The organism is Rugamonas rivuli, assembly GCF_009380165.1.
Taxonomy (GTDB): domain Bacteria; phylum Pseudomonadota; class Gammaproteobacteria; order Burkholderiales; family Burkholderiaceae_D; genus Rugamonas; species Rugamonas rivuli.
Window position 1 is genome coordinate 92,517 of the sequence record NZ_WHUF01000001.1, and the last position, 21,622, is coordinate 114,138.

Below are 21,622 nucleotides of genomic sequence, written 5' to 3' on the forward strand. Positions count from 1 at the left end.
CCTTGAAAAAACTCCTGCTCCTGGCTTGCCTGCTGCTGTCCTGCGCGGCGCATGCCGCCATCGACAACGCCTTGCTGGCGCCCCTGGCCGGCGGCGATCCCGACGCCCGCGTCGACGCCATCGTCAAGATCGGCGCGCTGGCCAACGACGACGCTATCCGCCTGCTGACGGCGCTCAAGAGCGACGCCCTGTACGCCACGCCGGATGGCAGCATCTACATCGTCACCGACGACAAAGCCTACAACCCGGCCACCGGCGCAACCGGCCCGCTGCCCGAAGGCCTGGACGGCGTCATGGTTAACAACCGCCTGCGCGGCGCCGTGGACGACGCGCTGTCCGCCCTCAAACTATTCGCGCCAGACCGCGCACAGCGGCTGGCCGCGGCCACCGAGCTGCAAAAAAGCGTCACGCTGGCGCAAGCCCCGTTGATCGAAAAAGCGCTGGCGAACGAGCAGGACGCCGAGATTCGCCCCATGCTGCAACTGGTCGCCGCCACCGCCAACCTGCAATCGGCAAACGCCGCCAGGCGCAAGGCCGCCGTCGAGGCGCTGGCCGACAGCAGCAACGCCAACCTGCGCCCGCTGCTGCAAGCGATGCTGAGCGATAAAGAACCCGACCAGGCGGTGCGCGTTGCAGCCGCCCACACCTTGCAGGCTCTGGACAGCCGCCTGGCGCGCACCGAATTTATCGGCAACGTCTTCTACGGCATCTCGCTGGCCAGCGTGCTGCTGCTGACGGCACTGGGCCTGGCCATCACCTTCGGCCTGATGGGCATCATCAACATGGCCCACGGCGAACTGCTGATGATAGGCGCCTACACCACCTACCTGTGCCAGCTCGGCTTCCGCAACTACTTCCCATCTGCGGTGGACTGCTACCTGATCGCCGCGCTGCCGGCCGCCTTCCTGGTGACGGCCGCCGTCGGCATCGCGCTGGAACGCACGGTGATCCGCTGGCTCTACGGCCGTCCGCTGGAAACGCTGCTGGCCACCTGGGGCATCAGCCTGATACTGATGCAGGCGGTGCGCACCATCTTCGGCGCGCAAAACGTCGAGGTGGCGAATCCTTCCTGGATGTCCGGCGGCGTGACGGTGCTCGGCTCGCTGGTGCTGGCCTATAACCGCATCGTCATCATCGTGTTCGCGCTGCTCGTGGTGGCCGGCGTCTGGCTGATATTGAACAAGACCCGGCTTGGCCTGTTCGTCCGCGCCGTGATGCAGAACCGCCGTATGGCCGGCTGCGTCGGCGTCTCCACCGCCAAGATCGACATGATGACCTTCGGCCTCGGCTCCGGCATCGCGGGACTGGGCGGCGTGGCCTTGTCGCAGCTGGGTAACGTGGGACCGGACCTGGGCCAGAGCTACATCGTCGATTCCTTCATGGTGGTGGTGCTGGGCGGCGTCGGCCAACTGGCGGGCACCATCATCGCCGCGCTGGGACTGGGCGAAGCGAATAAATTCCTGGAGCCGGTGGCGGGAGCGGTGCTGGCCAAGATCGCCATCCTGGTCTTCATCATCATGTTTATCCAGAAGCGGCCGCAGGGCCTGTTCGCCATGAAAGGCAGGAGCGCCGAATGAATCATCCCTCTCTCTTTTCGCGCCGGGCGTGGAGCGGCATCGCCGCCTGCTGCGTGGTGCTGGCGGCGCTGCCCTTGCTGAACCTGGCCTTTGCGGACGGCCATCCGCTGCATGTGCCCAGCTACATGGTCAGCCTGGTCGGGAAATTCATGTGCTACGCGCTGGCCGCGCTGGCCCTCGACATGGTGTGGGGCTATGCCGGCATCCTGTCGCTGGGCCACGGCGTGTTCTTCGCGCTGGGCGCTTATGCACACGGCATGTACCTGATGCGCGCCATCGGCAGGGAAGGCGTGTACCAGAGCGACCTGCCGGACTTCATGGTTTTCCTCGACTGGAAAACTTATCCGTGGTTCTGGTCCGCCACCGACAGCTTCTGGTACTGCGTGGCGCTGGTGGTGCTGGTGCCGGGCTTGCTGGCGTTTGTGTTCGGCTTCTTCGCCTTCCGGTCGCGCATCAAGGGCGTGTACTTCTCGATCATCACGCAGGCCATGACCTACGCCTTCATGCTGCTGTTCTTCCGTAATAACACCGGCTTTGGTGGTAACAACGGCTTCACGGACTTCAAGCGGATACTGGGCTACTCGATCAGCGCGCCCGCCACCAAGGCGACGCTGTATCTGGTCACGCTGGCGATGCTGGCCGGCTCGCTGCTGCTGTGCCGCTGGATCGTCAAGTCCAAGCTCGGGCGCGTGCTGCAAGCGGTGCGCGATTCGGAATCGCGGCTGATGTTCATCGGTTATAACCCGCTGTGGTTCAAGCTGTTCGTGTGGACCCTGTCGGCCGTGTTGTGCGGGATTGCGGGCGCGCTGTACGTGCCGCAGGTCGGTATCATCAACCCGTCCGAGATGTCGCCGGCGAACTCGATCGAGATGGTGATCTGGGCGGCGGTGGGCGGCCGCGGCACGCTGCTGGGGCCTATCATCGGCGCGTTCTCGGTCAACGGTTTGAAAAGCTGGTTCACCGGCGCCTTCCCGAATCTGTGGTTGTTCGCGCTGGGACTGATCTTCATCCTGGTGACGCGCTATCTGCCGCAGGGCATAGCGGGACTGGCGGCGCGCTGGCGCAAGGAGCAGGCATGAGCGCCAACGAGCATTTGAACATCTCGTCGGGCCGCGTGGCGGAGCCCGGACTGGACACCACGCACGGCGCCATCCTGTACCTGGAAGAGATCACGGTGTCGTTCGACGGCTTCCGCGCGCTGAATAAACTGAGCCTGGATATTTCGGTCGGCGAGCTGCGGTGCATCATCGGTCCTAACGGCGCGGGCAAGACCACCATGATGGACGTCATCACGGGCAGGACGCGGCCGACCTCCGGCACCGCCTTCTTTGGCCAGACCATGGACCTGAGCCGCATGACGGAGTACCAGATCGCCCACGCCGGCATAGGCCGCAAGTTCCAGCGGCCGACCATCTTCGAGCAGCACACCGTGTTTGAAAATCTCGAACTGGCGATGAAGACCGACAAGCGCGTTCGGCCCACCTTGTTCGCGCGGCTGTCGTCCGAACAACGCGGCAAGATCGACGAGATCCTCAAGCTGATACGGCTGAACGGCAGCGAGCAGCGGCTGGCAGGGCTGCTGTCGCACGGGCAGAAGCAGTGGCTGGAGATCGGCATGCTGCTGATGCAGGAGCCGCAGTTGATACTGCTGGACGAACCGGTGGCCGGCATGTCCGACGCCGAAACGGCGCGCACGGCGGAGCTGCTCAACGAATTGCGCGGCAAGCATTCGATCATGGTGGTGGAGCACGACATGGCGTTCGTGACGGAGATCGCGCAGCAGGGCGTGGTGACGGTGCTGCACGAAGGCTCGGTGCTGGCGCAGGGCACGATGTCGCAAGTGCAGTCCGACGAGCGGGTGATTGAAGTTTATCTGGGGCGCTGACGAATATGCTGCAAGTCGAAAAAATCAACCAGTACTACGGTTCCTCGCACACGCTGCGTGGCGTTTCGCTGGAGCTGGAGCGGGGCAAGTGCATGGCGCTGTTGGGCCGCAATGGCGTCGGCAAGACCACGCTGCTCAAATGCCTGATGGGCGTACTGCCGGTATCGGCCGGCGCGGTGCGGCTGGAAGGGCGCGACATCACGCGCATGGCGCCGCACCAGCGCGCGCGGGCCGGCATCGCCTACGTGCCGCAGGGGCGTGAGATCTTCGCGCGGCTGACGGTGGAGGAGAACCTGTTGATGGGCCTCGCCACGCACAGCGGCAAGAAGGCGTCCACCATCAAGGGCGAGGTGTATGAGCTGTTCCCGGTGCTGAAAGACATGCTGCACCGGCGCGGCGGCGACCTGTCTGGCGGCCAGCAGCAGCAGCTGGCGATTGCGCGCGCGCTGCTGGCCGAGCCTAAACTGATCATCCTCGATGAGCCGACCGAAGGCATCCAGCCGTCCATCATCAAGGACATCGGCAACGTGATCCGGCTGCTGCGACAACGCGGCGACATGGCGATCCTGCTGTGCGAGCAGTACTTCGACTTCGCCCACGAACTGGCCGACCAGTTCATCGTGCTGTCGCGCGGCGAGGTGGTGGCTTGCGGTGCGCAGGCGGCGATGAACGACCCGGACGTCAAGCGCCACCTGGCTGTCTAGGTTGGAGTAGGGCGCACGGCGTGACAAAGTGCGCATTTTTTAGTTAGGTTCCATGCTACATTGTCTTTCTTGCCAATTTGTAGCCATCATGAGACCGCAATTTTCGCTGTATGTCGTTCTGCTGGTGCCGCTCGTCCTGGTCGGCTTGTACTGGTCGTCGAGCCGTCCTGCCAGCGAGCCCGTAGCTGCCAGACCGCAGGCGGCTATCCCCGCCGACCTCGCAGGCACCCACAAGCCTACGTATCCAGCCCTGCTGCCCAAACGCGACCCGCGTTACACGCTGGCGCAGCAGGTCGACCAACTGGCCAGCACCGGCAGGCCGTCCGATGCCTACGATGCGTACTGGCTGGTGCAAAACTGTATCAACTTCCAACTCACCGGCGATCTGGCGGTTGCGGATGGGGACTTCATGCGGCCGGCGAACGTCGCCGAGAAGTCCGCGGAAAAACTGCTGTGTGCAGACATGACCGAACGGATGAAGACTGCGCGATTGGAGCTATTGACCCTGGCGGCCAAGGCGGGCATCGATGGCGCGGACCTGGCCTTCCTGCAAACCGGCCCGTTTGGCGATCCGTCCGCGTTGGAATCCCGGCCGGACGATCCGCTAGTACGGGCGTGGAAGGCCGAAGCGCTGGGCTATCTGGAGGTGAAGGCGCAGCAGGGCGATATCCCCAGCATCATTACGCTGCTGGGCGAGTACAACGAGGACAGTGATCTGTTGAAGCAGCATCCGGTGGCGGCGCTGCGCTATGCGACTGTCGTGCACGACCACTATGAAATGGTGCTTGGCGGCGCTTCAAAGACTACGCCCAATCCGCTGCCGGAGGAATTTATGCAGAAGATGTCAGAGGGGCTGTCGCCGGATCAGGTCAGGCTCGCGACCGCCGAGGGCAAGCAGCTGCTGGCGCACGCCATGGAGAAGCGGCATTGAGTCATTCCGCATAATTTGGCCGCGCCGCCGATTGCTGATAAAGTAACGGTCCTTTTTTATTTGTCAGGTTTGCCGTGGAGTTGCGTTTGCTTTTTTATATCCTCGATCTGATCGGCGTGGCCGTATTTGCCGCCAGCGGCACGCTGGCGGCGATGGCTTCCCATCTGGATCTGCTGGGGATCATGGTGCTGGCCGCGATGACCGCCATCGGCGGCGGCACGGTGCGCGACCTGCTGCTGAACCGCCATCCGGTGTTCTGGATCGAGGATCCCAAGCCACTGCTGGTGATCGTCGCTTCGGCCGTCCTCACCATCGTCTGGGTGCAGGTGCTGCCGGTGCCGACCGACGCCTTGCTGATCGCCGACGCGCTGGGACTGGCGCTGTTCGCCATGTCCGGCGCCAAGGTGGCGGAGGCGCAGGGCTGCCGCGCGCTGATCGTCATCCTGATGGGCACACTGACCGGCGTCGGCGGAGGCCTGGTGCGCGACATCCTCGCCGCCAAGGTGCCGCTGATACTGCGCCAGGATATCTACGCCACCGCCGCCATTGCCGGCATCCTGCTGTACATCCTGCTGAAGAAGGCCGGCATGCCGCCGCGCTGGGCCTTCGGCGTCGGCCTGGTTTCTATCGTGGTGGTGCGCCTGCTGGCGATTCAACTGGGCTTGCGGCTTCCGTCGTTCTGATTCGCAGCTTGCCCATCGCGACCGCCGCGGCGGAGGTGCGGGTTTCCACGCCCAGTTTGACGAACACGTGTTCCAGGTGCTTGTTCACCGTGCGCGGACTGGTGCCGAGGATGTCGCCGATGTCGCGGTTGGTCTTGCCCTTGATGACCCAGTTCAGCACCTCCGATTCGCGCTGCGTCAGTTTGAAGGACGCCATCAGCTTCTCGATCTGCGCGCTGTCCGATTCTTCGCGCAGCACGATCATCCACTGTTCATTTTCGCTGAACTCCGCCGCCGAGAAGATCAGGCGGCGGCTGGCTCGCTGCAGCGTCAGCGGCGGATGCGACTGGCCCTGGCTGTGCGCCAGTTGCGTCGCCGCCAGCCACGCCGTCAATTCCGTATCGACCGCATAGCCCTGCATCAGCGTGCGCGCCAGCGGCGTTTGCCAGACGATCTTGCCGTCGCGCGGCGTCATCGCGATCACCGCGTTGCCGAAGGCGTCCAGCGCGCTGCGGGCCTGGACCACCAGCCGCGCCGTCTGCATGTGGGAGGTGATCCGCGCCAGCACTTCGCTGGTGCGTAGCGGCTTGGCGACGTAGTCGTTGCCGCCGGCGGCGAAGGCCGCCACCACGTGCTCCGCTTCCGTCAGCCCGGTCATGAACACCACCGGGATGTGGCGCGTGGCCAGGCTGGCTTTCAAATGGCGGCAGGTTTCGAAGCCGTCCATGCCGGGCATGACGGCGTCCAGCAGGATGATGTCCGGCTGCGCTTCGGCGGCGCGCTGCAAGGCCGTGGCGCCGTTGTTCGCCACCAGCACGGTGTAGCCCGATTCGTCCAATGCGTCGTGCAGCACGGCCAGGTTTTCCGGCACGTCGTCCACCACCAGGACGACGTCGCCGCGGGCTGGGTCAATGTTGAAGTTCATCGGTCTGGTTCTTTCGGAGGAAGTCGGCCATCGCGTCCAGCTGGAAGCGGGCGGCGAAATTGTGCATGGTTTGCGTGAAGTGCAGGTAGCGCGCATCGAGCGCGCTGATTTCATCGAGCTTGTTCTGGATGCCGCGCACGTAGCCGATGCGGATCAGTTCATTCAGCGCCGCCAGTTGCGCGGCGGGCGGCAGCACCAGCCGCGCCAGTTCCGGCGCGGCCGCCGCCACCTCGATGCTGATGGCCGGCTGCGTGATCCATTCCAGCGCCAGGCGCTGGCCTATCCAGTCCAGCAGCTCGGCCACGTTGACCGGCTTGACGATGAAGTCCGCCGCCGTGATGCCGGCGGCGTTTTCCATGCCCTTGTCGAAGGCGTTGGCGGAGACGATGGCGATCGGCACCTGCGACAGCTGGCGCCGGCGCAGGATGTAGCTGGCTTCCCAGCCGTCCATGGCCGGCATGGCCAGGTCCATCAGGATCAGGTCCGGCTTGAAGGAGGCGTGCAGGTCCAGGCATTCGAGGCCGGATTCGGCCAGCGCCACATCGAAGCCCAGCGGCGTCAGTATGTTGAGCAGCATCTCGCGGTCGACCCGTTCGTTGTCGACCACCAGGATGCGGCGCCGCGTGCCGCGATAGCCGGTGCGCTGCGCCGCCGGCTGCTCCAGTTCCTTCAACTCCCTGGCCGAGGCGTGCACGCTGGGCAGGAACAGGCGGATGTGGAATACGCTGCCTTGCTGCGGCGTGCTGCGGATATTCAGTTCGCCGCCCATCAGCTGCGTCAGCATCTTGGAGATCGGCAGGCCGAGGCCCGTGCCGCTGGCGTTGGCGTGCGCGCTGGCGCTGCCGCGCGAGAACGGTTCGAAGATATGGTCGATCTCTTCCTGCAGGATGCCGGGGCCGCTGTCCTCGATTTCGAACGAGGCCATCTCGCGCGCATACTGCAGGCGCAGCACGATGCCGCCGGTGCTGGTGAACTTGACCGCGTTGCCGAGGATGTTGATGAGGATTTGCCCCAGCCGCTTGCGGTCGGCGCGCACGATGCGCGGCAGCGCGCCGGTCAGCTCGTAGCGGAAGGCCAGTCCCTTGTTGGCCGCCTGCAGTTCGAACATGCGCACGATCTGGCCGATGAAGTCGGGGAAGTTCAGCTCCTTCATGTCGAAGTTGAATTTGCCGCCTTCGATGCGGGCGATGTCCAGCGTGCCTTCGATCAGCGACAGCAGGTGCTCGCCGCTGCTGCGGATCACGCGGATGGCTTGCTGGCGGTGCTCCGGTATCGATGGATCGTTGTCCAGCAGCTGCGCGTAGCCGAGGATGGAGTTCAGCGGCGTCCTGATCTCGTGGCTGATGCCGGCGATGTAGCGGCTCTTGGCCTGGTTGGCCAGGTCGGCGGTCTTCTTGGCTTGCTGGAGCTGGGCGTCGGTCTGGCTGTGCAGTTCGATCTCGCGCGTCAGCAGGCCGGTCTGGCGGTTCGATTCTTCCTGCGCCACGCGGCGGCTTTCGCTGGTCAGCACCAGCCACCAGGCGACGATGCCGCTGGTGAGCAGCAGCGCCGCGAAGATCTTGAAGAACACCAGCTGCAGCTGCGGCAGCAGCGCGGCGTCGCCGGCCGCCAGCACCGATTGCTCGTGGTAGTAGATCAGTCCCAGCAGCGCACCCAGGAACAGCACGGTGACGATCATCAGCAGCAGATAGTGTCCCAGTCCGCTGCTCAGGTAGCGCCACAGCGATTTGGGCAGCAGCGCCTGCATCGCCGCCTGCCATTGCGATGATACCTTCGCGTGCGGCTTGCAGACATCGTTGCAGCGCGCGTCCAGGCAGCAGCACAGTGAGCAGATCGAACCCTGATAGGCCGGGCAGTGCGCCATGTCCTCGGATTCGTATTCCTTTTCGCAGATCACGCAGGTCTTGCTGTGCACATGCGCCGGCTTGCGGGCGATGTAGTACTTGCCCTTGGTGGCGATGGCGATCAGCGGCGATGCCACGAAGGCCGTCAGCAGCGCGATGAAGGCGGAGAAGGCCTGCGCCTGATGGCCGAACAATCCCGTGAAGGCCGCCACCGACAGCGCGGACGCCAGCAGCATGGCGCCGACGCCGACCGGATTGATGTCGTACAAATAGGCGCGGCGGAACTCGATGCCTTTCGGGCTCAGTCCCAGCGGCTTGTTGACCACCAGGTCCGCCACCACCGCCGTGATCCACGAGATGGCGATGTTGGAGTACAGGCCGAGCACCTGGTCCAGCGCCTGGAACACGTCCAGCTCCATCAGCAGCACGGCGATCAGCGCGTTGAACACGGCCCACACCACGCGCCCCGGATGGCTGTGCGTGAGCCGAGCGAAGAAGTTGGACCACGCCAGCGAACCCGCATAGGCATTGGTCATGTTGATCTTGACCTGCGAGATCACCACCAGCAGCGCCGTCGCCAGCAGCGCCAGCGACGGGTTGGCGAACACCTGGCCGAAGCCGGCCAGGTACATCTGCGTCGGGTTGACCGCCTGCGCCAGCGGCACCGCGCTGCTGATCGCCAGGAAGGCCAGCAGCGCGCCGCCCAGCATCTTGGCGATGCCGAGCAGGATCCAGCCCGGCCCTGCGATCAGCACGCCCAGATGCCAGCGGTAGCGGTTGACGGCGGTCTTTTGCGGCATGAAGCGCAGGAAGTCGACCTGCTCGCCGATCTGCGTGATCAGCGCCACGCCGACCGCCGTGGCGGCGCCGAACATCAGCACGTTGAAGTGGCCGTTCTCGCCGGAGCGGCCGGCGTAGTGCAGCAGCTGCGGCAGCAGCTCCGGCTGCTTTTGCAGGATGGCGATGAAGGGCAGGGCCATCAGCACCAGCCACACCGGCTGCGTCAGCATCTGGATGCGGCTGATCAGCGTGACGCCGTGCGTCACCAGCGGGATCACGACCAGCGCGCTGACCATGTAGCCCAGATAGAGTGGCAGGTGGAAGTACAGCTCCAGCGCATAGGCCATGATGGCCGCTTCCAGCGCGAACAGGATGAAGGTGAACGAGGCGTAGACGAAGGACGATATCGTCGAGCCGATGTAGCCGAAGCCGGCGCCGCGCGTCAGCAGGTCCATGTCGACGCCGTACTTGGCGGCGTAGTAGCTGATCGGCAGGCCGGTGAGGAAGATGATCAGGCCGACCGCCATGATGGCCCACAGCGCGTTGATGAAGCCGTAGTTGACGGTGATGGTGCCGCCGATCGCCTCCAGCACCAAAAACGAGATCGCGCCGAAGGCGGTGTTCGATACGCGGAACACCGACCATTTGCGGAACGCGCGCGGCGTGTAGCGCAATGCATAGTCCTCGATGGTTTCGTTGGCCACCCAGGTGTTGTAGTCGCGACGGATCTTGACGATGCGTTGCGTCGGTTCGCTCTCTATTTTTGTCATGCCGGGCCCATAAAAAAAAGCAGCTATCTAAGCTGCTTTTTTAAGCAAGTTGCATGCCCAGCAAGGCTGTCGCGTGCGGTTTAGCGCTGCTTGCTGTGGTTGAGCTTGTCGAGCAGGCGGGCCAGCTCTTCCTGCATCGACGGCGACAGGTTGGAGAACTGGCAGCCGATCTGCACCTGCTCGCCCAGCAGGAAGGAGCGGAAGGTGCGCGACAGCCGCACTTCCAGGTCGGCGATCATCACCGAGTCCGGCCCCAGTTCCAGCCGCACGCGTTGCAGCTTGCGGCCCACGTACAGGCCCTGGCAGTCGCGCGGTGGTGCGCGCATGCCGACGCCGCCGGCCGAGAAGTCGTACAGCTGCAGCTCATACGGCTTGCCGTTCAGGACAAACGAAGCCATGTAGTAGATGCCCAGCGGGGTTTCCAGCCGCGTCGAAGCGCGGCGGTTCAGCACCTGGCACCTGGTCGGGAAGTCCAGCGGGATCAGGGTAGGCTCGCCGGGCGTGCAGGCCCAGTCGGGGGAGCTGAGCTTGAACTGGATCTTGGCCGCGCGCAGCCAGGCCACGAAGACGGCGTCGCCGGGCGGGAGGAACTCGCCCTCGTTCAGCTCCAGCACAAAGTGCGGATTTTCAGGATCGACCGACTTGATGCGCGCCATCACCACGTTGGTGGTGGTAGATGGGTAAATCGAGATCGGATCGCCGTTGTCGGCGAGCAGGGTCAGTGAATCGCCGATGTCATGCTCATCGGTCATTTCATGCGGCTTCGAACCCGCCGGTATTGGTTCCACAGCGTCTTTTAGGCTGGGAGGACCGCGGCGGAATTCATTCGGTATAGGATCGTTCACGACGGCATATCTCTTTGGTAATGACTCTACGATGCGAGGTCGGTTTACACAGTTTACAGGCTATTCACGATCTTGGCTTGCAAAAGAGCAAGAAAATTTAGAGATTGTGTCAGAACTGCTCTTCCGGCCGCAGGTAGCGCCACTGGCCTACCGGCAGGTCGCCGAGCTTGACCTTGCCGATGCGTACACGTTTCAAACCAACAACTTTCAAGCCGACCATGTCGCACATGCGGCGGATCTGGCGTTTCTTGCCTTCGCGCAGAGTGAAGCTGAGCTGGTCGTCGTTCTGCCAGCGCACCTTGGCCGGCAGCAGCGGCTTGCCGTCCATCCACAGGCCGTGGTTGAGCTTTTTCAGGTCGCTGTCCGGCAGCTTGCCGGGCTTGGTGTACTCGACGCGCACCAGGTATTCCTTGTCGACGTCGGTGGTTTCGCCGATCAGGTGCTTGGCCACGCGGCCGTCCTGGGTCAGCACCAGCAGGCCGACCGAGTCGATGTCCAGGCGTCCGGCCGGCACCAGCGAACGCAGCTGGGTTGGGTGGAAGATTTCGGGCGACGGATCGTCCGGCCAGCGGTTTTCCGGCTTGACCAGCACCACGGCCGGCTGATAGCCGTCCTCGGCCTGGCCGCTGACGTAGCCCATCGGTTTGTTGATCAGTACGGTCACGCGCTTGGACTGCTCGGCGGCGGCCTGGCGCTCGACGGTGACGCGCTGGCTCGGGTAGATCTTGGTGCCGAGTTCGGAGACGACCTGGCCGTCCACCCGTACCCAGCCGCGCGCTATCCACTCGTCGGCTTCGCGGCGCGAGCACAGGCCCAGTTCGGACATGCGTTTGGACAGGCGTAATAATTCTTCGGACATGATGCGTTTTCTATAAAGGTGAGGTGCTGCTTAAATCTGAGTTTATACCTTGATCGCGTCCAGCAGGTCGGTTTCAAGCTGGATCTGGCTGCGGGCGTTGCTGAGTGTGGCGCCGTCGATCAGGAACACGTCTTCGACGCGCTCGCCCAGCGTCATCACCTTGGCGGTGTGCAGGTTGATCTTGTACTTGGTCAGCACGTTGGCGATCGAGTACAGCAGGCCGGTGCGGTCGTTGGCGGCCACCGACAGCAGGTAGTACTGGCCGCGCTCGTCCGGCCGCAGGTCCACCGTCGGCTGGATAGGAAAGGTGCGCGACAGCCGCGACAGCCGGCCCTTGCCCGGCGCCGGCAGCGGCTCCGGATTGGTCAGCAGCGCGCACAGCTCGTGCTCGATCAGGCTGATGATGTCGCGGTAGCTCTTGGCGAAACTCTGCTCGGTGACGAGGAAGGTGTCGAGCGCGTAGCCGTGGCGGGTGGTGTGGATCTTGGCGTCCAGGATGCTGAAGTTCTTGCGGTCGAAATAGCTGCAGATGCGCGCGAACAGGTCAGGCTGGTCCTGGATGTAGACGGCGATCTGCAAGCCTTCGCCGATCGGCGCCAGGCGGCACTTGACCACCGGCTTGTCGCTGGTGAAGCGATCGTACAGCGCGCGCGTCTGCCAGGCGATGTCGGAGGCGTCGTGGCGCAGGAAGTAGGCGACGTCGAGCTGCTTCCAGAACGCTTCGTGCGCGTCCGGCGGCAGGCCGTACAGGCGCAGCGTGGCCAGCGCTTCCTGCTGGCGGTTCTTCAGTTCGTGGTCGGCGCTGTGCGGCTCGCCGCCCAGCACGCGCAAGGTGATGCGGTACAGGTCTTCGAGCAGCTTGGCCTTCCAGGCGTTCCACACTTTCGGGCTGGTGCCGCGGATGTCGGCCACGGTCAGCAGGTAGAGCGCGGTCAGGTGGCGCTCGTCCTTGACCACCTTGGCGAAGGCGGCGATCACGTCCGGGTCCGACAAGTCCTGCTTCTGCGCGACTTGCGACATGGTCAGGTGGTTCTCGACCAGGAACACCACCAGTTCGGTGTCCTCGGTGCTCATGCCATGCTCGACGCAGAACTGCTCGGCGTCGACCGTGCCCAGCTTGGAGTGGTCGCCGCCGCGGCCCTTGGCGATGTCGTGGAACAGCGCGCCCAGGTACAGCAGCCACGGTTGCGGGAAGTTGGCCATCAGCTGGCTGCAGAACGGGTATTCGTGCGCGTGCTCGGCCATCGTGAAGCGGCGCATGTTACGCACCACCATCAGGATGTGCTGGTCCACCGTGTAGACGTGGAACAGGTCGTGCTGCATCTGGCCGACGATCTTGCGGAAGTTGGGCAGGTAGCGGCCGAGCACGGACATGTCGTTCATGCGGCGCAGTGCGTGGATGATGCCCACCGGCGCCTGCATGATGCGCAGGAACAGTGCGCGGTTGACCGGATCGGCGCGGAAGGCGGCGTCGATCTGGAAGCGCTCGTGCCACAGCGCGCGCATGGTGCGCGAGGTCATGCCCTGCAGCGAAGGGCGCTCCGTCATCAGCACGAAGATCTCCAGCATCGCCGACGGTGTGGTGGCGAAGGTGTCGTCCTCGCTGATGTCGATCAGGCCGTTGACGTCGTTGAAGCGCTCGTTGATGCGCACCGCCTCGCCGGATTTCGGGAACAGCCGTTCCTCGATGTTTTGCAGCAGGATGGTGTTCAGTTGCGTGACGGTCTTTGCGGCCCAGTAGTAGCGCTGCATCAGGTATTCGCTGGCGCGGCGCATGTGGACGCCGCTGCCGGTGGCGGTCAGGCCCAGCGATTCGGCGATGGCGGTCTGGACGTCGAACACCAGCCGGTCTTCGCGACGCTTGGCGTGCAGGTGCAGGCGCACGCGGATGTCCTTGAAGGCGCGTTCCTTTTCCATCAGCTGCTTGGCTTCGGTCTGCGTGATCAGGCCGCTGGTGGCCAGCGTGCGCCAGGAGTTGGCCAGGCCGGCGGCCTTGACCATCCACAGGATCACTTGCAGGTCGCGCAGGCCGCCCGGGCTTTCCTTGCAGTTCGGTTCCAGGCTGAAGGCGGTGTCTTCGTACTTGGCGTGGCGCTGGCGCATTTCCAGCACCTTGGCGTGGTAGAAGGCGCGCGGGTCCATCGCCGCCTGGTAGCGCTGTTGCAGTTGCTCGAACAAGGCTTCGTCGCCGCAGATGACGCGCGCTTCCAGCAGGCTGGTCTGTACCGTGATGTCGGCCGCCGATTCGCTCAGGCACTCGTCCACGGTGCGGATGCTGTGGCCGATTTCCAGGCCCAGGTCCCACAGCAGCTGGACCAGTTCCTCCAGCTTGCCGGTGGTGTCGGCATCGGGGGCTTTTTCAAGCAGGATCAACAGGTCGACGTCGGAATAGGGGAACAGCTCGCCGCGGCCGTAGCCGCCGACGCCGACCAGCGCAGTGTTGGCCGGCAGCCGGGCTTCGTGCCAGGCCGTGGTCAGCACCGCGTCGACGCTCTGGCGCAGGCTGCGCAGCAGCTTCTCGGGCATGCCGTCGGCCTGGAAGCCGGCGATGACGACCTGGCGGTCGGCCTTCAGCTGGCGCTTGAGTTGCTCGCGCAGTTCCTTCTTCATCGCCGCCGTCGACATCCTGTGCTTACGCGGCTACGGCAGCGGCGTTGGTGATGAACGCCGGCGGCGGCGGGCTGCCGGCCGACAAGGTCAGCACTTCGTAGCCGGTCTCGGTGACGAGGATGGTGTGTTCCCACTGCGCCGACAGGCTGCGATCCTTGGTTTTGATGGTCCAGCCGTCGCCCATTTCGCGGATTTCGCGTTTGCCGGCGTTGATCATCGGCTCGATGGTGAAGATCATGCCCGGCTGCAGCTCGTCCAGCGTGCCTGGGCGGCCGTAGTGCAGCACTTGCGGCTCTTCGTGGAAGATCTTGCCGATGCCGTGGCCGCAGAACTCGCGCACCACGCTGTAGCCGGCTTTTTCCGCGTGCTGCTGGATCACATGGCCAATGTCGCCCAGGTGCGCGCCCGGCTTGACCTTGGCGATACCCAGCCACATGCACTCGTAGGTGATGTCGGACAGGCGCTTGGCCAGGATCGACGGCTCGCCGATGAAGAACATGCGGCTGTTGTCGCCGTGGTAGCCATCCTTGATGACGGTGATGTCGAGGTTGACCACGTCGCCGTTCTTGAGCACCTTGTCGCCCGGGATGCCGTGGCAGATGACGTCGTTGACCGAGGTGCAGATGGCTTTAGGGTAGGGCGTGTAGCCCGGCGGGCAGTAGTTCAGCGGCGCCGGGATGGTGCCCTGCACGTTGACCATGTATTCGTGGCAGAGGCGATCCAGTTCGCCCGTGGTCACGCCGGGCTTGACGAAGGGCGTGATGTAGTCCAGCACTTCGGAGCCCAGGCGGCCGGCCACGCGCATGCCGGCGATATCTTCGGCGGATTTAATGGAGATAGACATAATGGATCGCAATCAGCAAAGTAAACGGTAAAAACGCAGGCGGCGAGCGGATGGAATCGGCTCGCGGCGTGCAAATATGTCGAAATTATAAACGACGCGGGACGGCCCCGCTCGGGAATGCAAGGATAATGCCCGGCGTGGCGCACGGGCTGGCGGGATTCAGCCCTGCTTGCGCTGGTTGCGGCGGCGCGCGGCGACGCCCAGGATGCCCAGGCCGGCCAGCAGCATGGCCCAGGTGTCGGCTTCCGGCACGGCGGTCGGGTTGGTGGAGATGCCGTCGTCTTCGTCACCGCCGATAAACGGCGGCGTCAGCGGGCGGTGGCCGTCGCCGCCGGCCACGCGGACGTCAACGTCGGCCTCGAATTCGAATTGCTCGGGCAATTCGTACTCTTCCACGCCGGGTTTCAGCTTGGCGGCGTCCAGTGCGGCCTGGCGTTGCAGGCGATCGCGCTCGGCCCGTTCTTTCTCGGTCAGTTCCTCGGGATCGAACTTCTCGGCGTCGGCCAGGCCCAGGTCTTTGTCGCCCAGCTTGTCGCCCAGTTTGGCGACCGGAGGAGGCGGCGTGACCGGCGCCTTGGCGACGGCGGCCGGCACGCGGTTGATGCGGCTGACGTTGCCGCAAATCTTGGGCACCAGGATGCAGTGCTGGTCGACGCAATAGACGGCGCCCGGTTCCTGGCGCTGCTCGGCCCACTTGCTGCGGGTGACGGTGGCGCACACGGAGGCGGCGCCGAAGTGCATGTCGCGGATGGCCGGGTCGTACTGGTTCTTGCCGCTGATGCCATCGCGGGTGATGAGGACTTTATCGTCCGACTGGCCTTCTTCCATGCGGCGCTTGAGCGTGCTGCGCACGGCGGCTGGAATGTCGGTGTAGCGATCGATGGCCGCTGCCGTCTTGCCGGTGTACGGATTGACACCCGGGTGGTCCCAGGAGCAGCTTGGCTGGACAGTGGAGGCTGCGGCTAGCGTCACGGCGAAGAGGATGGACATGGTGTAGCGCCTTTATCAGAGGTTTGTGCCTTGCAATTCGTGTCTTGCAAATCAATACTTATTAACGGTATGTAATTTTAATTTTGGCAATGATATTACATCTTCGGCAGCAATGCTTAAAGATTTACACTTTTACTTGATTTGTAACAAGCATGGTGAAATTGAGAACGGCGCACCAATTTGGGGCGGTGGCGGGTGGAAGGCGTGCAGTGCTTGCCTAAGTGGCTGTTTTCAGGGTAGAATCTCGGGTTGCTTGAATTCGGTTTGAGCAATGTTGCAAACTTAGTTTCAAAAATTAGTTGTTAATTTCTATTAATAAACGCGAATCCGGTCGACAAGGGTGCCTCTATGGTGACTGATCGGATTCCAGACCCAACCCTGGAGTTTAATATGTCCGTAACTATGCGCGAAATGCTGGAAGCCGGTGTCCACTTCGGCCACCAAACCCGTTTCTGGAACCCAAAGATGGCACCGTTCATCTTCGGTCACCGCAACAAGATCCATATCATCAACTTGGAAAAGACGATGGGTATGTATCAAGAAGCGATGAAGCACGTGAAACAGGTCGCTTCGAACCGTGGCACCATCCTGATGGTCGGCACCAAGCGTCAAGCTCGCGAAATCATTGCTGCTGAAGCAGCACGCGCAGGCGTTCCTTTCGTCGACCAGCGTTGGTTGGGCGGCATGCTGACCAACTTCAAAACGATCAAGACCTCGATCAAGCGCCTGAAAGACATGGAAGCTTCGATCGAAGACGGTTCGGTAGAGAAGCTGTCGAAAAAAGAAGCGCTGATGTTCCAACGCGAAATGATCAAGCTGCAAAAATCGATCGGCGGCATCAAAGACATGGGCGGCGTTCCTGACGCAATCTTCGTCGTTGACGTTGGCTACCATAAAGGCGCCATCACCGAAGCCGCAAAACTGGGCATCCCAGTTATCGGCGTGGTCGATACCAACCACTCGCCAGAAGGCGTTCAGTTCGTAATTCCAGGTAACGACGACTCGTCGAAAGCCATCACTCTGTACGCCCGCGGCGTTGCAGATGCGATCCTGGAAGGCCGTGCTGCTGCCGGTAACGAAGTAGTTGAAATGGTTAAAGCCGCAGCTGGCGACGAATTCGTCGAAGTTAACGAACAGGCTTAATCGTTCGTAACAAGCTGTAAGGAAAAAGGGGTGGCCAACAGCTCCCCCTTTTTTTTAACGTAAGTGGTTAGAGCAGCGCTCACCACCCCCACCCGAACACCGAATACAGGAGAATCACATGGCAGCTATTACTGCAGCAATGGTAGGCGAACTGCGCGCGAAGACTGACGCGCCTATGATGGAATGCAAAAAAGCACTGACCGAAGCCGAAGGCGACATGGGTCGTGCGGAAGAGATCCTGCGCGTCAAACTGGGCGGCAAGGCATCGAAAGCATCGGCACGCATCACCGCTGAAGGCGTAGTGGCAACCTTCATCGCCGGCAACGTCGGCGCGCTGGTTGAAGTTAACTCCGAAACCGACTTCGTCGCGAAAAACGACGACTTCCTGGCCCTGGCAAACAACGCCGCCCGCCTGGTAGTCGAGCACAACCCAGCCGACGTCGCCGCTCTGCTGGCACTGCCGCTGGACGGCAAGACCCTGGACGAAGTGCGCGCAGCACTGATCGGTAAAATCGGCGAAAACATGTCGATCCGCCGCTTCCAGCGTTTCGAAACCACCGGCAAGCTGGCTTCCTACCTGCACGGCGCGCGCATCGGCGTGATCGTCGACTTCGACGGCGCCGACGAGCAAGTTGGTAAAGACGTGGCCATGCACATCGCTGCAATGAAGCCAGTGTCGCTGTCGTCCGAGCAGGTTCCAGCGGAACTGATCGAAAAAGAGCGTTCGGTTGCAAAACTGAAAGCTGAAGAAGATGCAGCCAAAGCTGCTGCCGAAGGCAAGCCAGCGCAATCGCCAGAAATCCTGGCCAAGCGTCTGGAAGGTTCGGTACAGAAGTTCCTGAAAGAAGTGTCGCTGCTGAACCAGGCTTTCGTGAAAAACGACAAGCAATCGATCGAGCAGATGCTGAAAGAAAAATCGACCACCGTTAAAGCCTTCACCATGTACGTGGTAGGCGAGGGCATCGAGAAGAAGGTTGACGACTTCGCCGCAGAAGTAGCCGCTCAGATGGCTGCTTCCAAAGGAGCGTAATACCAAAGAAAACGGGCCGAGAGGCCCGTTTTTTTAGCCTGACCAAAGTTTCACCTGCAGCACTGTAAGTCAACTAGTCGTTCCCGGCGTCGACCAAGGTATCATAGGCGCCGGCAGCCTTACCCGAATAAACCAACTTAGGAGCCTCGTCTCATGTCAAAACCAGCCTACAAGCGCGTCCTCCTCAAATTGTCCGGCGAAGCCCTGATGGGCGATGATCCTTACGGCATCAACCGCGGCACGATCGAACGGATGGTCGCCGATGTGGCCGAGGTCGCGAAACTGGGCGTGGAACTGGCGATCGTCATCGGCGGCGGCAACATCTTCCGTGGTGTCGCCCCAGGCGCCCAGGGCATGGACCGCGCCACCGCCGACTACATGGGCATGCTGGCCACCGTCATGAACGCACTGGCGCTGGCCGACGCGATGCGCCACGTCGGCATCACCGCCCGCGTGATGTCGGCGATCGGCATCGAACAGGTCGTCGAGCCGTACGTGCGCCCGAAAGCCCTGCAGTACCTGGAAGAAGGCAAGGTCGTGGTGTTCGCGGCCGGCACCGGCAACCCGTTCTTCACCACCGACACGGCAGCGGCGCTGCGCGGTTCGGAGATGAGCGCGGAGATCGTGCTCAAGGCCACCAAGGTCGACGGCGTCTACACCGCCGATCCGAAGAAGGATGCCAACGCCACGCTGTACAGCTCGATCACCTTCGACGAAGCCATCGCCAAGCACCTGCAAGTGATGGACGCCACCGCCTTCGCGCTGTGCCGCGACCAGAAACTGCCGATCAAAGTGTTCTCCATCACCAAGCCGGGCGCGCTGATGCGTGTCATCATGGGCGAGGATGAAGGTACACTGGTCCACGTTTAACGCTTCACGTTTATATTACATTCCGATCACAGGAGAGCAGCAATGTCCGTAGCTGACGTTAAAAAGAGTGCGCAAGAGCGCATGATCAAATCGCTGGAAACCTTGCGCGCCGATCTGGCCAAGGTCCGCACCGGCCGCGCCCACACCGGCATCCTGGACCACGTGCAGGTCGAGTACTACGGTTCGCCGACCGCGCTGACCCAGGTCGCCAACGTGACCCTGATCGATGCCCGCACCATCGGTGTGCAGCCGTTCGAGAAGAAGATGGCCGCTACCATCGAGAAAGCCATCCGCGATGCGGACCTGGGCCTGAACCCATCGTCGCAGGGCGACATGATCCGCGTGCCGACCCCGCCGCTGACCGAAGAACGCCGCAAGGAAATGGTCAAGCTGGTCAAGAGCGAAGCGGAAGACGCGAAAATCGCCGTCCGCAACATCCGTCGCGATGCCAATGAAGGCATGAAAAAGCTGGTCAAGGACAAAGCCATCTCGGAAGACGACGAGCGTCGCGGCACCGATGAAGTGCAGAAGCTGACCGACAAGTTCATCGTCGACATCGACAAGATGGTCGCTGAAAAGGAAAAAGAAGTTCTGACGGTTTAAGTTGCCGTCGACCTCCGACGCCGTCATTCCCGCGAAAGCGGGAATCCATGCTGAGCTAAGGTTCCATGGATTCCCGCCTTCGCGGGAATGACGTTTCGGGCGTCTTGTCTTTTTGCGTCACACCTGCAATACTTTATACTTTGGCACCAAAGTCTTCATGAAATATACGAGTTCGACTACTGAGGTTCCAGACGCGCCGGCCGTGCCGCGCCACGTCGCCATCATCATGGACGGCAACGGTCGCTGGGCCACCAAGCGCTTCCTGCCGCGCGTGGCGGGCCACGTCAAGGGCGTGGAAGCCGTGCGTACCGTGGTCGAGGCCTGCGCCCGCCGCGGCGTCGAGTACCTGACCCTGTTCGCCTTCAGCTCCGAAAACTGGCGCCGCCCCGAAGAGGAAGTGTCGCTGCTGATGCGCCTGTTCGTCACGGCGCTGGACCGCGAAGTCTCCAAACTGCACGCCAATAACATCCGCCTCAAGGTGGTCGGAGACCTCAGCCGCTTCGACGATAAGCTGCAAAGCATGATCGCCAGCGCCGAGCGCAAGACCGCCAACAACACCCGCATGACCGTCACCGTCTGCGCCAACTACGGCGGCCGCTGGGACATCATGCAGGCCGTCGGCAAGATGGTCGCCGCCCACCCGGGCGCAGGCGATTTCACCGAAGAGCAACTGGCGCCGCACCTGGCCATGGCCTACGCGCCCGAGCCCGACCTGTTCATCCGCACCGGCGGCGAGCAGCGCATCTCCAATTTCCTGCTGTGGCAGCTCGCCTATACCGAGCTGTTCTTCACCGATACCTACTGGCCCGATTTTTCCATCGAGAGCCTCGACGAGGCCATCGCCTCCTACCAGCACCGCGAACGCCGCTTCGGCCGCACCGGCGCGCAACTCGCCGAGAAGACAAGCTGATGCTGAAAACTAGGATTATTACCGCTGTGATCTTGCTGGCGGTGTTGCTGCCGGTCCTGTTCTTCAACTACTTCCCTGCGTTTGCCGTCGTCGTCACGCTGTTTGTCGGCGCCGCGATGTGGGAGGGCGCGCGCCTGTTCGGCCTGGCCGAGATGCGCGCCCGCCTGGTCGGCATCGCCGGCGGCGTACTGTTTGCCGTGCTGCTGACGCACGCGGCCAAGCCGGGCGCGGTCAACGCGCTGTACGGCGCGGCCTGCCTGCTGTGGCTGATCCGCTATGCGCCGTCGCTGGGCCTGGGCCTGCCGCCGCTGGGCGGCGCGGCCAACTGGTCGCTGGCCATCACCTTCAGCTTTGCCGTGTTCGCCTGCTTCTTCGCCATCGTCGGCCTGTGCCAGCATTCGCCGCTGTACCTGCTGTCGGTGATGGTGCTGGTGTGGATCGCCGACATCGGCGCCTACTTCTCCGGCAAGGCTTTCGGCAAGCGCAAGCTGGCGCCGTCGATCTCGCCGGGCAAATCGTGGGAAGGCGCCATCGGCGGCGGTATCGCCGTGCTGGCCATCTCCGCAGTTTCCATCGTGCTGGCCGCCGGCTCGCCGTGGTTGCAGGACACCTTCGCCTACCAGCTGCAAGCGCGCTTCGGCTGGACGCTGGCGCTGATGGTGCTGCTGGTGATCGTGGCCGCCTCGGTCATCGGCGACCTGTTCGAATCCCAACTCAAGCGCCGCGCCGGCATCAAGGACAGCAGCAACCTGCTGCCTGGCCACGGCGGCGTGCTTGACCGTATTGACGCCTTGATCCCGGTCCTGCCGCTGGCAGCGCTGATCGGCTCCTGGTTCTGAA

Annotated in this window: 19 protein-coding genes; 12 read left to right on the top strand and 7 right to left on the bottom strand. The window is 63.0% G+C overall.

The genetic code is table 11. The features are described from left to right. Window positions 1-2: 2 nt before the first annotated feature. From urtB to GEV01_RS00485, 6 genes are all read left to right on the top strand, one after another. Window positions 3-1,577 carry an urea ABC transporter permease subunit UrtB gene (urtB, locus tag GEV01_RS00460; RefSeq protein ID WP_152800673.1) on the top strand — a complete coding sequence of 525 codons (1,575 nt, stop codon included), beginning with the start codon at window positions 3-5 and terminating at the stop codon, window positions 1,575-1,577. Beyond that, window positions 1,574-2,656 carry an urea ABC transporter permease subunit UrtC gene (gene urtC, locus GEV01_RS00465; RefSeq protein ID WP_152800675.1) on the top strand — a complete coding sequence of 361 codons (1,083 nt, stop codon included), beginning with the start codon at window positions 1,574-1,576 and terminating at the stop codon, window positions 2,654-2,656. Before urtB ends, urtC begins: the two co-directional genes overlap by 4 nt. After that, a complete protein-coding gene (urtD, locus tag GEV01_RS00470; protein WP_152800677.1) occupies window positions 2,653-3,462 on the top strand; it encodes an urea ABC transporter ATP-binding protein UrtD in 810 nt (269 codons plus the stop codon). The genes urtC and urtD overlap by 4 nt, the downstream gene beginning before the upstream one ends. A 5-nt stretch (window positions 3,463-3,467) precedes the next feature. Next, the gene (gene urtE, locus GEV01_RS00475) at window positions 3,468-4,166 is read left to right on the top strand and encodes an urea ABC transporter ATP-binding subunit UrtE (RefSeq protein WP_116988640.1); all 699 of its coding nucleotides are present in this window, start codon (window positions 3,468-3,470) and stop codon (window positions 4,164-4,166) included. Between the two features lie 88 nt (window positions 4,167-4,254). Next, complete coding sequence (locus GEV01_RS00480; protein WP_152800679.1) at window positions 4,255-5,097, top strand: hypothetical protein; 843 nt, start codon at window positions 4,255-4,257, stop codon at window positions 5,095-5,097. Between the two features lie 86 nt (window positions 5,098-5,183). Further along, a complete protein-coding gene (locus tag GEV01_RS00485; protein ID WP_152800681.1) occupies window positions 5,184-5,780 on the top strand; it encodes a trimeric intracellular cation channel family protein in 597 nt (198 codons plus the stop codon). Here the strand turns inward: GEV01_RS00485 and GEV01_RS00490 are convergent. The 7 genes from GEV01_RS00490 to GEV01_RS00520 form a co-directional block, all read right to left on the bottom strand. Further along, a complete protein-coding gene (locus tag GEV01_RS00490) occupies window positions 5,722-6,684 on the bottom strand; it encodes a response regulator transcription factor (RefSeq protein WP_152800683.1) in 963 nt (320 codons plus the stop codon). The two genes, GEV01_RS00485 and GEV01_RS00490, sit on opposite strands and share 59 nt — an antisense overlap. Then, on the bottom strand, window positions 6,668-10,078 hold the full coding sequence (locus GEV01_RS00495; protein WP_152800685.1) for a hybrid sensor histidine kinase/response regulator: 3,411 nt from the start codon (window positions 10,076-10,078) through the stop codon (window positions 6,668-6,670). Before GEV01_RS00495 ends, GEV01_RS00490 begins: the two co-directional genes overlap by 17 nt. A gap of 80 nt (window positions 10,079-10,158) precedes the next feature. Then, the gene (locus GEV01_RS00500; RefSeq protein WP_152800687.1) at window positions 10,159-10,830 is read right to left on the bottom strand and encodes a flagellar brake protein; all 672 of its coding nucleotides are present in this window, start codon (window positions 10,828-10,830) and stop codon (window positions 10,159-10,161) included. Between the two features lie 202 nt (window positions 10,831-11,032). Next, window positions 11,033-11,782 (bottom strand): pseudouridine synthase, encoded by a 750-nt coding sequence (locus GEV01_RS00505; RefSeq protein WP_008449305.1) that lies wholly within the window; start codon window positions 11,780-11,782, stop codon window positions 11,033-11,035. 42 nt (window positions 11,783-11,824) lie between these two features. Continuing rightward, complete coding sequence (locus tag GEV01_RS00510) at window positions 11,825-14,392, bottom strand: [protein-PII] uridylyltransferase (protein ID WP_152800689.1); 2,568 nt, start codon at window positions 14,390-14,392, stop codon at window positions 11,825-11,827. Between the two features lie 22 nt (window positions 14,393-14,414). Beyond that, a complete protein-coding gene (gene map, locus GEV01_RS00515; RefSeq protein WP_043482003.1) occupies window positions 14,415-15,239 on the bottom strand; it encodes a type I methionyl aminopeptidase in 825 nt (274 codons plus the stop codon). Window positions 15,240-15,395: 156 nt separating this feature from the next. Next, window positions 15,396-16,226: an MHFG family PEP-CTERM protein gene (locus GEV01_RS00520; protein WP_152800691.1), complete on the bottom strand. Its 831-nt coding sequence runs from the start codon at window positions 16,224-16,226 to the stop codon at window positions 15,396-15,398. A 390-nt stretch (window positions 16,227-16,616) separates the two neighbouring features. Between GEV01_RS00520 and rpsB the strand changes: the two genes are divergently transcribed. From rpsB to GEV01_RS00550, 6 genes are all read left to right on the top strand, one after another. Then, on the top strand, window positions 16,617-17,369 hold the full coding sequence (rpsB, locus tag GEV01_RS00525; RefSeq protein ID WP_008449298.1) for a 30S ribosomal protein S2: 753 nt from the start codon (window positions 16,617-16,619) through the stop codon (window positions 17,367-17,369). A gap of 118 nt (window positions 17,370-17,487) precedes the next feature. Further along, window positions 17,488-18,399, top strand: a complete 912-nt coding sequence (gene tsf, locus GEV01_RS00530) for a translation elongation factor Ts (RefSeq protein ID WP_008449296.1) — start codon at window positions 17,488-17,490, stop codon at window positions 18,397-18,399. 153 nt (window positions 18,400-18,552) lie between these two features. Continuing rightward, complete coding sequence (gene pyrH / locus GEV01_RS00535) at window positions 18,553-19,269, top strand: UMP kinase (RefSeq protein WP_008449294.1); 717 nt, start codon at window positions 18,553-18,555, stop codon at window positions 19,267-19,269. A 42-nt stretch (window positions 19,270-19,311) separates the two neighbouring features. After that, entirely contained in the window at window positions 19,312-19,872 is a 561-nt protein-coding gene (gene frr / locus GEV01_RS00540) for a ribosome recycling factor (RefSeq protein WP_008449292.1), read from the top strand. Between the two features lie 157 nt (window positions 19,873-20,029). Then, window positions 20,030-20,782 (top strand): polyprenyl diphosphate synthase, encoded by a 753-nt coding sequence (gene uppS, locus GEV01_RS00545; protein ID WP_008449290.1) that lies wholly within the window; start codon window positions 20,030-20,032, stop codon window positions 20,780-20,782. After that, the gene (locus GEV01_RS00550; protein ID WP_152800693.1) at window positions 20,782-21,621 is read left to right on the top strand and encodes a phosphatidate cytidylyltransferase; all 840 of its coding nucleotides are present in this window, start codon (window positions 20,782-20,784) and stop codon (window positions 21,619-21,621) included. Before uppS ends, GEV01_RS00550 begins: the two co-directional genes overlap by 1 nt. Window position 21,622 lies beyond the last annotated feature (1 nt).